General features: G+C 40.5%; 17 protein-coding genes. 15 read left to right on the top strand and 2 right to left on the bottom strand.

Translation table 11 applies throughout. The features are described 5' to 3' along the window. Positions 1-563: 563 nt before the first annotated feature. The 9 genes from fdxB to GNF10_RS29290 all read left to right on the top strand — a co-directional run bounded on the left by fdxB (position 564) and on the right by GNF10_RS29290 (position 7,084). Entirely contained in the window at positions 564-857 is a 294-nt protein-coding gene (gene fdxB, locus GNF10_RS29330) for a ferredoxin III, nif-specific (protein WP_012407144.1), read from the top strand. A gap of 523 nt (positions 858-1,380) precedes the next feature. Continuing rightward, on the top strand, positions 1,381-2,364 hold the full coding sequence (locus tag GNF10_RS29325) for a cytochrome c oxidase subunit II (RefSeq protein WP_185582594.1): 984 nt from the start codon (positions 1,381-1,383) through the stop codon (positions 2,362-2,364). Between the two features lie 111 nt (positions 2,365-2,475). Further along, positions 2,476-4,164 (top strand): cytochrome c oxidase subunit I, encoded by a 1,689-nt coding sequence (gene ctaD, locus GNF10_RS29320; protein ID WP_185582595.1) that lies wholly within the window; start codon positions 2,476-2,478, stop codon positions 4,162-4,164. A 61-nt stretch (positions 4,165-4,225) separates the two neighbouring features. Beyond that, positions 4,226-4,444 (top strand): hypothetical protein, encoded by a 219-nt coding sequence (locus GNF10_RS29315; RefSeq protein WP_185582601.1) that lies wholly within the window; start codon positions 4,226-4,228, stop codon positions 4,442-4,444. 84 nt (positions 4,445-4,528) lie between these two features. Further along, a complete protein-coding gene (locus tag GNF10_RS29310; RefSeq protein WP_185582596.1) occupies positions 4,529-5,125 on the top strand; it encodes a heme-copper oxidase subunit III in 597 nt (198 codons plus the stop codon). A gap of 135 nt (positions 5,126-5,260) precedes the next feature. Beyond that, positions 5,261-5,746, top strand: coding sequence for a hypothetical protein (locus GNF10_RS29305; RefSeq protein WP_185582597.1), 486 nt, complete (start codon positions 5,261-5,263; stop codon positions 5,744-5,746). Positions 5,747-5,778: 32 nt separating this feature from the next. After that, positions 5,779-5,940 (top strand): hypothetical protein, encoded by a 162-nt coding sequence (locus tag GNF10_RS29300; protein ID WP_185592956.1) that lies wholly within the window; start codon positions 5,779-5,781, stop codon positions 5,938-5,940. 5 nt (positions 5,941-5,945) lie between these two features. After that, a complete protein-coding gene (locus GNF10_RS29295; RefSeq protein ID WP_185582598.1) occupies positions 5,946-6,557 on the top strand; it encodes a cupin in 612 nt (203 codons plus the stop codon). Positions 6,558-6,613: 56 nt separating this feature from the next. Further along, entirely contained in the window at positions 6,614-7,084 is a 471-nt protein-coding gene (locus GNF10_RS29290; RefSeq protein ID WP_185582599.1) for an ArsC/Spx/MgsR family protein, read from the top strand. A gap of 210 nt (positions 7,085-7,294) precedes the next feature. Here GNF10_RS29290 and cysK read toward each other — a convergent pair whose 3' ends face one another. Then, complete coding sequence (cysK, locus tag GNF10_RS29285) at positions 7,295-8,254, bottom strand: cysteine synthase A (protein ID WP_185582600.1); 960 nt, start codon at positions 8,252-8,254, stop codon at positions 7,295-7,297. A gap of 995 nt (positions 8,255-9,249) precedes the next feature. On the opposite strand from cysK, the gene GNF10_RS29280 reads away from it, so the two are divergent. The 6 genes from GNF10_RS29280 (at position 9,250) to GNF10_RS29255 (ending at position 12,665) form a co-directional block, all read left to right on the top strand. Then, positions 9,250-9,672 (top strand): hypothetical protein, encoded by a 423-nt coding sequence (locus tag GNF10_RS29280; protein ID WP_185582024.1) that lies wholly within the window; start codon positions 9,250-9,252, stop codon positions 9,670-9,672. 44 nt (positions 9,673-9,716) lie between these two features. Further along, positions 9,717-9,998, top strand: coding sequence for a hypothetical protein (locus GNF10_RS29275; protein ID WP_185582025.1), 282 nt, complete (start codon positions 9,717-9,719; stop codon positions 9,996-9,998). Between the two features lie 2 nt (positions 9,999-10,000). Beyond that, positions 10,001-10,312 (top strand): hypothetical protein, encoded by a 312-nt coding sequence (locus tag GNF10_RS29270; protein WP_012407155.1) that lies wholly within the window; start codon positions 10,001-10,003, stop codon positions 10,310-10,312. 509 nt (positions 10,313-10,821) lie between these two features. Beyond that, on the top strand, positions 10,822-11,157 hold the full coding sequence (locus GNF10_RS29265) for a hypothetical protein (protein WP_185586118.1): 336 nt from the start codon (positions 10,822-10,824) through the stop codon (positions 11,155-11,157). Positions 11,158-11,293: 136 nt separating this feature from the next. Further along, positions 11,294-12,301: an LLM class flavin-dependent oxidoreductase gene (locus GNF10_RS29260; protein ID WP_185586119.1), complete on the top strand. Its 1,008-nt coding sequence runs from the start codon at positions 11,294-11,296 to the stop codon at positions 12,299-12,301. Then, a complete protein-coding gene (locus tag GNF10_RS29255) occupies positions 12,291-12,665 on the top strand; it encodes a hypothetical protein (protein WP_185586120.1) in 375 nt (124 codons plus the stop codon). Before GNF10_RS29260 ends, GNF10_RS29255 begins: the two co-directional genes overlap by 11 nt. A gap of 266 nt (positions 12,666-12,931) precedes the next feature. Here the strand turns inward: GNF10_RS29255 and GNF10_RS29250 are convergent, their stop codons facing one another. Further along, complete coding sequence (locus GNF10_RS29250; protein ID WP_185586121.1) at positions 12,932-13,603, bottom strand: Coq4 family protein; 672 nt, start codon at positions 13,601-13,603, stop codon at positions 12,932-12,934. Positions 13,604-13,784 lie beyond the last annotated feature (181 nt).

The following is a 13,784-nucleotide window of genomic DNA, read 5'->3' as shown; positions in this document are numbered from 1 at the left end:
TATTTAAATCGAAAAGCAGTATTTATTTTGTCATCATTTATATAAATAGTTGAATCAAATTAAATTGCAAATTGTTGCTTTGGAAAATACATATTGCATATATCAAAATGTAATTAATGAACATTTAATTTTGTATATATGTATACTGTTTATCTAGATTTATTTGTCTAAAGCTAAAAGTATTTGAAATATACTTGCATTTACATAAGCCTTTGCTGACTAGGGCAGGTTTCAAAGCTGTAATTTATGCGTCTCTCCTTTCTATACTTTGCATGGGAGTGGCTGATTAGGTGCTACTGCTTCCAGCCAGATATTGAGTCTCTGACTCAATAAATGCGTTTCCATACGGATCGCTAGAACGAGATAATTTTAAGCATTGCCAATTATTATTGGCAATATTTTGCATCTATTTGTAGTTTAAAAAATGATTTCTCATTGTGTTCAAAATCATCGATTTTTTATGATGCGAAAGTGAGTTTTGAATACAAAAAAAGAAAAGATTAGGATAATATGATGATTAATGCACAAACAGATTGATAGGCAAAATTGCCGAGGATTTATTCATGGCGCAACTCACAGGTTTGACATTTGGCGGTAAAGCTTGGACACCAAAATTTGCTCAAGAAATTGACAAGGATAAATGTATCGGCTGTGGCAGATGCGTTAAAGTGTGCGGATACAACGTGCTAGGTTTGAAGGCACTCAATGAAGAAGGTGAATTTGTAGAAGACGAAGATGATGAAGAAATTGAACGGAAAGTAATGGCAGTTACTTCTCCAGAAAACTGTATTGGTTGTGAAGCGTGTTCCCGCATTTGTCCGAAGAATTGCTACACCCATGTTGCAGTAAATAATTAAGGTATTTGAAGTTAGTCAAAATGGTTGTTAATTCAAGGAGGCACTGTTTGTAGAAAGCGAAAATGTCCTAGGCAAGGTAACTTGAGGGGAATACTAAGTATTTACTGTAACTAATAAATAGTTCACAGTAAACAAATCCGTAAATCGTAAAATGTTAGCTATTAACAAAATTAAACTTGCTGCTAATATAGCCTAATCAATATTAGGTCAACAGTGCCCTCTTGGAACAACTAGCTTTTTTGAAAGCAGGGGGCTAACTTTTTCATAGGAGTTGAAATATAATTTGTAATTTTCTGGGGGAAAGATATGGAAAAAATCTGGAATTTTCCCCCTTTTTTTATGGCTGCACGTTAGAAAGTTAATAAGTGAAAGGGAAATGGGGAATGGGGAAAGAAGAAGGGAATAGGGTACAGGTTACAGGGAATAGATGAATTCCTATTACCTGTAACCTGTAACCTAAAACCTAAAACCTAAACCTAGAAAATCACACCTTTAAAGACTGTTTACAAAGCAGGTAGCATGTATGCAACAAGTTCCTGTTTCACTATGGACTCTGGTTGCTGGGATAGTAGTTACAGCAATCAGCATTTGGATCGGTCAAAACCACACTCTCATGCCGGTGCAGGCATCGCTACAAGCGCCTTTGGTAGACGGTTTTTTCAACGTCATGTTTACCATTGCGATCGCACTCTTCTTGGTGGTAGAAGGAACCATTGTACTTTTTTTGATTCAGTTTCGTCACCGCAAGGGTGACGATACCGATGGCGTGCGAGTGGAAGGTAACGTTCCCTTAGAAATCTTTTGGACAGCAATTCCAACAGTGATTGTCCTCTGTTTGGGCATCTACAGTGTAGATGTTTTTAACCAAATGGGCGGTTTTGAGCCTGCGGGTCATCCTCATTCAGCGGCTCATGTTGCTCATAAGTCGGGAACGGCTCTTGCAGCTACACTCAGCGATACCTCTGAAGCTGCTCCAGCGATCGCTCCAACAATCGGTATCGGCGCGTCTCCTCAAACTCTAGGGAAACCAGCCGATTTAGTTGTTGATGTCAAAGGCATACAATATGCCTGGATATTTAATTACCCCGATAGTGGCATTACCTCTGGGGAATTGCACATACCCGTCGGTGCTGATGTTCAACTCAACCTTTCAGCACAAGATGTAATTCATTCATTCTGGGTTCCAAACTTCCGCTTGAAGCAAGATGCACTTCCTGGTATCCCTACCGAACTACGATTTGTTGCCACCAAACCAGGTACATATCCCGTAGTTTGTGCTGAGTTGTGCGGTGGTTATCACGGTTCAATGCGGACAGAGGTAATTGTCCACACACCGGAAGAATATAATAACTGGCGGACAGAAAACCAGATTGCTCAACAGCAAAACCTTAATCAAGTTGTTGCAGTTAATCCAGCCGACTTATCAACATCAGAGTTTCTCGCGCCCCACACCCATGATATGGGCATTAGTGCAGCAACTTTAGAGTCAGTAGTCATGAGTCATTAGTCATTGGTCATTGGTCATTGGTCATTAGTCATTCAAATGACAACGGACAAATGACAACGGACAAAAAGACAAAAGACAAATGACAAATGACAAACGACAAGGGACAAAAATATGACGCAGGTAGGATTTCCACGGAATACTCCACCAGAAGGAAAGAAACCGGAAACGGTGACTGGCCACACTTCGCATCCGAAGGCGTGGAAATGGCAAGATTATTTTACATTTAATGTTGACCACAAGGTTATTGGTATTCAATACCTGGTGACGGCGTTTGTCTTCTATCTCATCGGCGGACTGATGGCGATCGCTCTGCGGGTGGAATTAGCAACACCAGAATCAGACGTACTCGACCCCAATCTGTATAACGCTTTCATGACCAATCACGGGACGATTATGATCTTCCTGTGGATTGTCCCTAGCGCTATTGGCGGATTTGGTAACTATTTAGTGCCGTTGATGGTCGGTGCTAGGGATATGGCTTTCCCGAAGCTGAACGCGATCGCCTTTTGGTTAAACCCACCAGCCGGATTACTCATATTAGGTAGTTTCATTTTTGGCGGTTCGCAATCTGGTTGGACAGCTTACCCACCTTTGAGTTTGGTGACAGCGCCAATTGCTCAAACTATGTGGATACTTGCGATCGTTTTGGTAGGAACTTCTTCAATTTTGGGTTCACTGAACTTCGTAATCACCATTTTGATGATGAAGGTTCCTAGCATGAAATGGGATCAAGTACCCCTATTCTGCTGGGCAATCTTGGCAACCTCCATCCTAGCGTTGCTTTCCACACCTGTATTAGCAGCCGGTTTAGTTCTGCTGTTGTTTGACCTCAACTTTGGTACATCCTTCTTTAAACCAGATGCAGGCGGTAACGTTGTAATTTATCAACACTTATTCTGGTTTTATTCTCACCCGGCAGTATATTTAATGATTCTGCCCATCTTCGGCATTATGTCGGAGGTAATTCCAGTTCACTCCCGCAAGCCAATCTTTGGTTATAAAGCGATCGCTTATTCTAGTGTAGCCATCTGCGTTGTGGGTTTGTTCGTTTGGGTACACCACATGTTTACCAGTGGTACACCCGGCTGGATGCGGATGTTCTTCACCATCTCCACTCTCATCGTTGCAGTTCCCACTGGCGTGAAGATTTTTGCCTGGGTTGCTACCCTTTGGGGTGGTAAAATTCGCTTCACCGGTGCAATGCTTTTCGCCATTGGCTTGTTGTCTATGTTTGTCATGGGCGGCTTAAGTGGTGTGACGATGGGAACAGCGCCCTTTGATGTTCACGTCCACGACACATATTATGTTGTCGGACATTTTCATTACGTTCTGTTTGGCGGTTCCGTGTTTGGTATTTACGCAGGTATCTATCACTGGTTCCCCAAAATGACTGGACGAATGTTGAATGAAAGCTTGGGACGGATTCATTTCGCCCTCACCTTCATCGGCACGAATCTTACCTTTTTACCCATGCACGAGTTGGGTTTGAAAGGAATGCCTAGACGGGTGGCAATGTATGACCCCCAATTTATCGACCTCAATCAAATTTGTACCTTTGGTTCAATTGTTTTGGGGATATCGGTAATTCCTTTCGCCATCAACATGATTTACAGTTGGTTGAAAGGGCCTTTGGCTGGTGATAATCCTTGGCAAGCTTTGACTTTAGAATGGACAACTAGCTCACCACCTGCAATTGAAAACTGGGAAGTATTGCCGGTTGTGACTCATGGGCCTTATGACTACGGTCATGGTCATAGTACTGAAGTACAGCCATCTGCAACACCGGAAGCTAGTGCTTAGTGAAAGCGTAGCGTTTTTAATGCAAGCTGATGCATTCACAATGTAAGCCAATGCATTCACAATGCAAGCCGATGCATTCACGATGCAAGCTAACGCATTCACGATGCAAGCCGATGCATTCACAATGCAAGCCGATACATTCATGATGCAAGCCAATGCATTCACGATGCAAGCCGATGCATTCACGATGCAAGCTAACGCATTAACATTGTCGGGTTATTACCAAATTTCATTCGCAAAAAATAACTCTTGTGGGCTTGGGCATCCTGCTTTAATTTAGGACAAGTGAGACACCCATCCCACAAACAAATCAGGACTGTGAAGAATTGAATTGCCCGACGCTTCACCTTTGAGGGTAAACAATATGACCATAGCTACGACAAGCGAAGATCACAGTGCAGGACACGAAGAACATCCAGATTTAAGAGTTTGGGGATTGTTGACGTTCCTCGCCTCTGAATCCCTAATGTTTGGGGGATTTTTTGCAACTTTCTTGTTTTTCCGAAGTATTACACCGGTTTGGCCTCCAGAAGGGAGTGAAGTAGAACTACTTGTACCGACGATTAACACCATTATTCTGGTGTCTAGTAGTTTCGTGATTCACTTCGGTGATACAGCAATTAAAAAGAATAACGTCAAGGGAATGCAACTGTGGTACGCAATTACCGCAATCATGGGTGCAATTTTCTTGGCTGGTCAGGTTTATGAGTACTCAACATTAGGGTATGGTTTGACTACCAACGTCTTCGCCAACTGCTTTTATATCATGACAGGGTTCCACGGTTTGCACGTTTTTGTGGGACTGTTATTGATATTACGTGCATTGTGGCGATCGCGTCTCCCTGGTGAATATTCTGCAACCAATCATACTTTCATCGAAATGACAGAAATTTACTGGCACTTCGTAGACATTATTTGGATTGTATTATTCACCTTGGTGTACGTTCTCACTTTGTTTTAACTTGGGCATGGGGCATTAACAATTCGTAATTCGTAATACTTCGGCTGCGCTCAGCACAAGTTCGTAATTCGTAATCGTAATTATGTTGAGTTATTGCCCATTCCCCGTTCCCCATTCCCCATTTCCCAATACAATATGCAAGCTAATACAAACAAATTCTCATGGTTCCAGGTTCCAGATGATATCAAAAACCTATTAATTTTAGCTGCACAAAACTGGGAAAATACATCTGAATCCGAAAAATATATTCAACAAGCTTTAGCACAGACTGGTGAAAATACAGATGTATTGGTAGCAGCATATAGATTTTTCTATTATAAAAATAATTATTCTCTTGCATTACAAACAACAGTCAAATTATTAGATAAAATTAAAGAACTAGAGAAATTTCCTGATAACTGGGAGCAACTTCAGCCTATATTAGTCAATCGCAAAGAAGATCCACAAATTCGATTGTACTTAAATGCTTATGCTGCTTCTGGATTAGTGCTAGCAAAGTTAGGAGAAATTGAGCAAGCAAAACAGATCAGCACCAGAGTCAAACAGATAGACGACAAAAATGATTTTGGTTCTGGGATTCTGCTGGATATTTTGACACGTCCACCAGAAGAAGACGATTAATTAGTCAGCAATGAAAAGTCAAGGTGAAAATCATGAACAATTGGTTATCTACTAAATCCTATTCTCTATTAGGAGCAAGTACTGATAGTAACTCTATCATCCCTCCTATTAACATACCTACTAAGCTTCCTGTAGGTAACGTTCCTAATGTCTCACCGATCATTGTGATCCAATCTTCTCAGCTATCAATTTAAAAGTTATGAAAGGTAGGGATTGGCTGCTAACAGGGGACGGTCAGCATCAAGCCTGTAAATCTGTACGAGCATGGGATTTATTGAGAGAAAATTACCGCCTTTATCGGTTTTTAACTGAGGTGGAAGATGTTCTCAATAGCATTGATAATGAAACCAATTGTCTGCCAGAAATTCGGATGCTTGTAAGGCGCTTGATTGTAAATTCCTACTGGGTACAAAGTCAACATTTAGAACCTTCACCTAAAACGGGAAGCTCTGTTTTACTCCTATATGATGAATTGGGTTTTCCATTAACTGTGCAAACAGTAACATTTGCACCGGGAACCCGTTCAAACATTCATAATCATGGAACGTGGGGAATCGTAGCGGTGCTAAAAGGCCAGGAAAAAAATACTTTTTGGCGACGCACCACTAGCCCAGAATTTCAGGACAAAATTGAAGCAACGGGAGAGATAACTCTCTTTCCAGGAGACATTATTAGCTTTACTCCCGATGCAATTCACAGTGTAGAAGCAGTGGGTGATGAACCAACTGTGACTTTTAATATTTATGGCGAAACTGATCCGAATGAGAGGTTTGAGTTTGACTTAGTTAGCCATAAAGCTAGGAATTTTTAATTTCATCGGTTCGTAGTTGGCGCTTTAGCGCGAAAGAGTAATTAGGAGATAGTTGAATGGCAAAGGTAATTTTCTATAGCAAACCAGGCTGTAAAGGTGGAGTTAAGCAAAAAGTTTTGCTAACAGCTGCGGGTCATGAAGTGATACCACAGAATCTGCTCAAAGAACCTTGGACAGTTGAACGGTTGCGCTCATTTTTTGGCGATCGCCCCGTAGTCGAATGGTTTAATCTTTCCGCCCCCAAGATAAAATCTGGTGAGGTGGTTCCTGAAAAAGTGGATGAACAAACCGCTTTGGCGCTGATGCTGAAAGAACCACTGCTAATTCGCCGTCCTTTGTTAGAAGTAGGCGATCGCCGCGAAGTAGGATTTGATATCCAAAAGATTGATACTTGGATTGGCTTACAAGCTGTGGATGAATCCTTGCAAGAAATTAGCGACAAGCTTTTGAAGCAAGATTTGCAAAACTGTTCCCACGGTAAAGATCATAGCCATCAACACCATAAGGAAGGTGGCTGTAAACATTAGACATAAGAGTAGAGACGTAGCATTGCTACGTCTCTACAAGGGTTATACCCGAATGGCACTAAGAAAATCTGAGACTTTTGTCTGAGGGAGGTGTGGGAGGATGGGGAAGAAATCTGGCTCCTCACACTTCCCACACTCCCCACACTCAAAAGCCAGTTAAATCACGGGTTTGCGCTTATCTTAGTGCCATTCAGTTATACCCCACTCTTTTTAACGCACGCCAGCAGGTTCTAAGGCCAAGTCTTGAAACATGGGGGTGCTGAGGTAACGTTCGCCGAAGGAAGGCTGAATCATCACGATTAAACGTCCGGCATTTTCTGGACGTTTACCTACTTGAATGGCAGCACACAAAGCTGCACCAGAGGATATCCCAGATAATAAGCCTTCTTCTTTTGCCAAACGTCGCCCGTAAGCGATCGCTTGTTCATCGCTGACTCTAATTACTTCATCAACCAATTCCAGGCGGAGAACATCGGGGATAAATCCGGCACCAATACCTTGAATTCTGTGTGGCCCGGCTTCACCACCTGAGAGAACAGGGCTGTTGCTAGGTTCAACTGCGATCGCCTTAAAAGTCTTCTTACGACCTTTAAGTACCTCTGCAATCCCGGTAATCGTCCCACCAGTACCTACCCCAGCAATAACAATATCGACTTCTCCGTCTGTATCTGTCCAAATTTCTTCGGCGGTAGTTTCTTGGTGAACTTTAGGATTAGCAGGGTTGCGGAACTGTTGCAGCATAAAAGCATTGGGAGTATTAGCCACAATCTCTTCGGCTTTGCGAATCGCTCCCCGCATTCCTTCCGCGCCTGGTGTCAACTCTAAAGCTGCACCATAAGCTCTCAACATAGCGCGTCGTTCTTGGCTCATCGTCTCTGGCATTGTCAAAATTAAACGGTAGCCACGCGCTGCTGCTACCATCGCTAGAGCAATTCCTGTATTACCTGAAGTAGGCTCAACTAAAATAGTCTTTCCAGACTGAATTGAGCCTGCCGCTTCTGCTGAAAGTACCATACTTAAACCAATGCGGTCTTTCACCGAGGCCGCTGGGTTCATCCCTTCTAATTTGACAACTATCCTTGCTACTACTCCTTCAGCTTGAGGAATCTTGTTCAGTTGAACTAAAGGAGTTCGTCCGATCAGTTCTGTTATGTCTTGAGCAATTCGCATTATTTAACTCCTATAAATCCTAAATCTTAGTACAGAGTATTTACTTATAACAATAAGCTTTTGTGTATTTAATTTGCAGTTTAGTGCCAATGAGTGCATATAGTATGTATTATAACTAAACCACAAAATCTGAAAGTTTAGGCAGAACTTTTATCAGATGCTCTCATTGATTCTCACTTCAGCAGATGTCTAGCTTGCCATTCTTTTATTTTACCATTTAGAATTGCTGACTATTGTCTCTTAGGCTAAGATAAATTTTTATATTTCTGTATATATGAATAATTTTTATCATCATTCTTTATTTGTTAGGGAAATATAACTGAATTTCAAAACATTTAATGGATTTTCTGAATTTATTAGTTTATCTTTATCAAAAGACATCGATATTTACTTTTGAGTACAGATTTTGTCTACTAAAACTTCCATTCAAAACAGTTCTAAAGCTTTGCCTACATTGCTTTTAGATTGAGTACAAAAACACCAGAACCCCACTTCAAAAACACTAGCACCCCATCTCAAAAACACTAGCACCCATACCCCAATATTTTTTTATAATACTTATCAGATGAGGATTACAGCCGTTGAGTACTATTCTAATGAATTTAATAATCTTAACAGGGCTGGGGTAAACTGTTTTGTGGAGGGCGACTGATATAAATCGTATAGGATTTACGCAGAGATTCCCCTCTACCCCCCAACATTCCTGAGCGAAAGCTGAGTGAACTAGGGGGGACTTCTTAATCTCCCTTTTGAGAGCAAGATGAAACCACATTCGAGAATCTAAGTGTGTTCTTTCTGATTGAATAATCCTAAGTTTTGCAAAAATGTTAGTAACTTTTCAGTGGTAAGTAGTCAGTGATAATTAGAAAACCAACTGACAGCTAACAATTGTGAAAGTTACCGTTTACACATATTTTAATATCAAAACTGTTTCAGATAAACAGCAAATGATATTTTCTTACTGGGTGCATACTACCTAGCAAGGGAGAGCCAAGATGAAAGCCAAACTTTTAAATGTTCTTACAGTTTGCGTAGTTATTTTAGCAGTGCTTTCTCCAGAACTAGTAGTATTTGGCATAGTTTGGGAGCGACATCTGGATTTAGTAAAATCCCAGAATTTAGCCTACGAAGTTAACAAGACTACTAAAAATTCTCCCGACTTGGCTCCCCAGACAGAGGTTACACATTCCCCTCAGACTAGCATCCAATCCTCTGACCGTAATGTGATTAATCAAATGCTGACTGTTGCTGAACAATATAAATTTGCCGCTATCTTGCAATGGTTCTTCTTGTTAACCCCTATTTGTGTTGGGTTAGGAATTCTCTTTTACGACAGATATCTTGTACATCGTGCGGCTGTTTTAAAAGAACAAGTTGAAATGTTGGAAAGACTATGGCAACAAAGTATCGAACAGTAACCAATTCCCAATTAACTCACTAAAATCAACCAAAACAAAACACCATGTCAGAACAACGCCAGCAACTATATTTTAATCTGATTGATGAATTGCTCAAGTGCCCTAATGGTCAAGAACCAGAAATTTTAGAATCTAAGCCAGAATTAATTGACTCTGGTTTCGTAGAAACAATGTTACAAGTAGCAACGATGTTTGCCCATGAAGGCAATCAAGATGGTGCCAAGTTTTTATTTTTTGTGGCGCGTGAGCTAGCTAAAGAATTGGGTTTATACCCAGAAGTCCCCAATACCGAAGTTGAAAATACTGAAGTCGCCAATAAGGAGTAAAAATGTTGTTGACTTCAACAGATGCAGGACAAATTGCTTTAGAACTGCTGATGGCAGATTGGAATATTTCAGAAGAGAATCGGGAGTGGTTCACAATCTTTAACTCTCGTCTGATTGGCGAGAGTTGGTACACCGTGGAATTAGGTGTAGAAGGATTTCCTGATAGATGGTTTATTCAAGTATATGACACTGGAGCTTGCGATCCAAACTATACATTTATATCACCAATCCGTGGTTCTGAAGGATTCACAGATTTTGTAAATGTGCCAGATATCATAGCCGAGGTATTAGTTTGTGAACGTAATGCTCGATAATAATTAAAAATTCAACATTTAGAATTCAATATTGAAATGTGCTAATTAAATACATTTTATTTGAATTCATAATTTTTGATATCAGAGTATTTAGGAGCATCTATCCTTGGCAAATATACCTGTCGATAAGAAATCGCGGTTAATCTTGCACGATGACTAAAAAACTAACCCACCTCGTGGGTTTTGTCTTGATAGCCGCGATGGAGGTATTAAAATCAATACTTTGAGATTTCATTCAATATAAATAGGACTTACGCAAAACTACACATAGTAGGGATAATAATTTATGAATTATCTCTACTAGAGAATCAGTATTTTGACTATTATTTGCCTAAGTCCTAATAAAGATGCTTTACGCAAATCGGAGGTGATACCAAATAAGGTACACCTCTTTTTTTATGTAATGTTTAATATTTTATTTAAGCCTAATAAGGTATTTTGTCATATTTAATTGATAAAATTATGTTATATTAAATAGCGTGATAGACGCTACAGAAATATCAGTTCCAATGATTGCTGAAGATATCTTAGCCAAAGAATTCACAAGAGTCCTCAACCACTACTACCCAAAAGTTGGGGAACTACTAGACGGGTGTTATGTGAAAGTCATAACCTGTTTTTGGGGACGACCTGCTAGACGCTTGCAATATATAGGAATTTATTGCTCTGCCGAAATGATTTCCTGTGTGCAAGCCCACAAAGAAATTCTTAGAGAAGTTGCAGACAATATGGGTCTAGTCCAAGTAGTCTGCATGAATGCCAAACGATTATTGCGCGATCCGATGTCGAACATCAAACACAATAACCCACGGCTATGGTTGGAGTTGCAGTGGGTTGCAAATTAGTTTTTGATTGCATTAATGGAGAGGAGTAAAGGTGTTTGTAGTGAAGACTTTAGTCCTCAAATGATTGAAGCGCTAAAGTGCTTACTACGAACCTATTGACCACTAGAATAGCCAGCACAAAGTATTAACGCAAGTAATGAAAACTGGAATTTTCTGCAATTACGATAATCATCACCAAGATGCTCGTCGTGCCATCTTTGAGCAAGTCACGCTGATAAAACAGGCAGAAAGTTTAGGTTTTGATTCAGCCTGGGTGAGTGAGCATCATTTTAGTGAATCCAATCTCAGCCCGTCTATGTTGCTGTTAATGGCACACTTGGCGGGATTGACTTCAACTATCCAATTGGGAACTGCGGCGGTGTTACTGCCATTCCATAACCCGATTCGGGTAGCGGAAGATATCGCCACTCTGGATAACCTGTGCAATGGACGATTATTATTTGGAGTTGCCAAAGGCGGCCCATTCCCGCAACAAAATAAGCATTTTGCGACACTCCCAAGTGAAGCACGTCCTAAGACACTAGAGGCGATCGCACTGGTTCAAAAGCTTTTATATGAAACTGATGTATCATTTAATGGCAAGTATTATCAATGCGATCGCTTAACCATTTACCCAAAACCATTGCAGAGTCAAATTCCAGTGTATGTTGCCACTGGCGGCGATGATGGTATCGAGTTTGCAGCTAAACATTCTTTCAGCTTAATGGGTGGGCCGCCATTCTCCCTACCCAGATTGAAGGATACTCTTGCTAAATATCGAGCCTTAAATTCTAGTGGTGCAGAAAACTTCGTGCTGGCACGCTTTTTTTATGTTGGCAAAACAATTGATGAAGCAGTGAGTGAGGCATTGCCTTTCATCCGCCAATTTAGCAAGAAAATGAAAGCTAATACGGCTCAAGTATTGCAGAATAGTGCAAATTCCAACCAAAAACCATTCGATCGCACAAACATTTGTTTCGACGAAGATTATTTGATTGAGAACTCAATTATCGGTGATGTGGAGACTTGTCGAGACAAAATCAAGAAATTTCAGGACGAATTAAATTTAAGTACCCTAGCCCTCAAACCCTCGTCTTCGGATTTGCAAAAAAACTTGGAGAGTTTGACGCGCTACAACCAAGAGGTGCGAAATTATGTCTTCTAAACTATACTTGCTTCCTCCCGATGATTTACCTCCATCTGAGGTAACGAAAGAGGATGGAATGCTGCAAATGGAGCTAGAACAGTCTACTGGCAGATGCTTTTTTCTAGCTTGCGATCGCATTACGCGAGTTCTGTTGTCTAATTGTCAGTGGTATCTCACAACAAATGCTACTATCCTAACATTAATTGTTGACTGCCCTGACTTAGTATCTTACTGGCATATAGTTAGCAATATTGCTCAGTTGGGTAATAGGTTAGAACGCTTTGCTAGCAATGGCAAAATTCGCGTTTATCCGCCATTTGGAAAAGGGATGCCGTTTGAAATCAGCGTAAATGAAATATCAGCTTATCGAGATTGGCTTTGAGGTAAATAGAAACTGGGAATCGCACAAAATATAGCTGTCTTCCACCCTGTACTCCTAAACCCGGATTTCTCACGTATTGTGTGGTTCGGGTGGGGAGTGTGGGAGGTGTGGGAGGCAATGCAGCGTTCATTGATGTGCAGTTATTCAATTCCTCCTCTTTCTCCCCACACCCCCCACACTCACGCTCATTTCTCACAAGTGAGAAATGCGGGCTAAAGTGCAGGGTGTTGCAATTTTTATCAAATCCACCTCTCAAAATACCAGTTTTACGAAATAGAATTCACACCCAGGCGCTTACGAATTTCGCTGACTTGTACATCCCAAAGTTGATCCCATTTTTGAGCGATAAATTTGCCTGTGGTTTGAGAACCCAACTTGTAGCCATGAGATATTTCTGTCATTAAATCTTTAAAATTATTAGGTTGATAAAGGCTAATCATCACCATGCCAAAACTCAAAAGCATGACGCTGATCGGAATTGGAGTCTGAGCTAAGAAAAAAGCTTGTAGACCAATTTCACCAATTCCATTTGTGTCAAATCCAGCGACTACATGATATATGTCATGGGTGGATCTCCAAAGCATTTTAAGATAGGAAATATCATCAACAACAGGAACCTTTTTATAAAAATAGGGATCGAATCCTCTAGCTTTCATTTCTCTAGCATAAACATGACCTAAAGTTCCCTCTGGGAGTTTACCTAAATCATCTAAATTGAAAGGTGCCGGTAGCCAGCGTTCTGTAAACAACGTATTCACTTCAGGGATTTTTTTTAGTTCATTAACAGCTAGCTGTGCCATTTCTGTTTGGTCGAGTGCGTCCTCGAAGTCAAATACTCTATCAGTATTACCATCTCCAAATTTTAGGGCACTAGATGCCAGGAATTGAATGTAAGCAAGGAGTCCTTTATCGTTGTTGTAAGTAATTACATTCTCCATAGTAATTCTCTGCTTTGAGATATTTTTGCTAATTGAAATCTGAGTCTTCAATATTGGAATATATTTATCCAGGTTTTCATGAATCTTCAGAGGTATTTAGCAAAACTTTCCGCTATAAATATGTCTAATTAAAAAATTGACTTTGACAAATATTTTTAGATTTCACTAAACCGTATTAGCT

Origin of the sequence: Nostoc sp. UCD121, from assembly GCF_014222285.1 — a bacterium.
GTDB lineage: Bacteria > Cyanobacteriota > Cyanobacteriia > Cyanobacteriales > Nostocaceae > Nostoc.
Note: the sequence above shows the minus strand (reverse complement) of the source record. Positions and strands in the feature narration are given on the sequence as shown.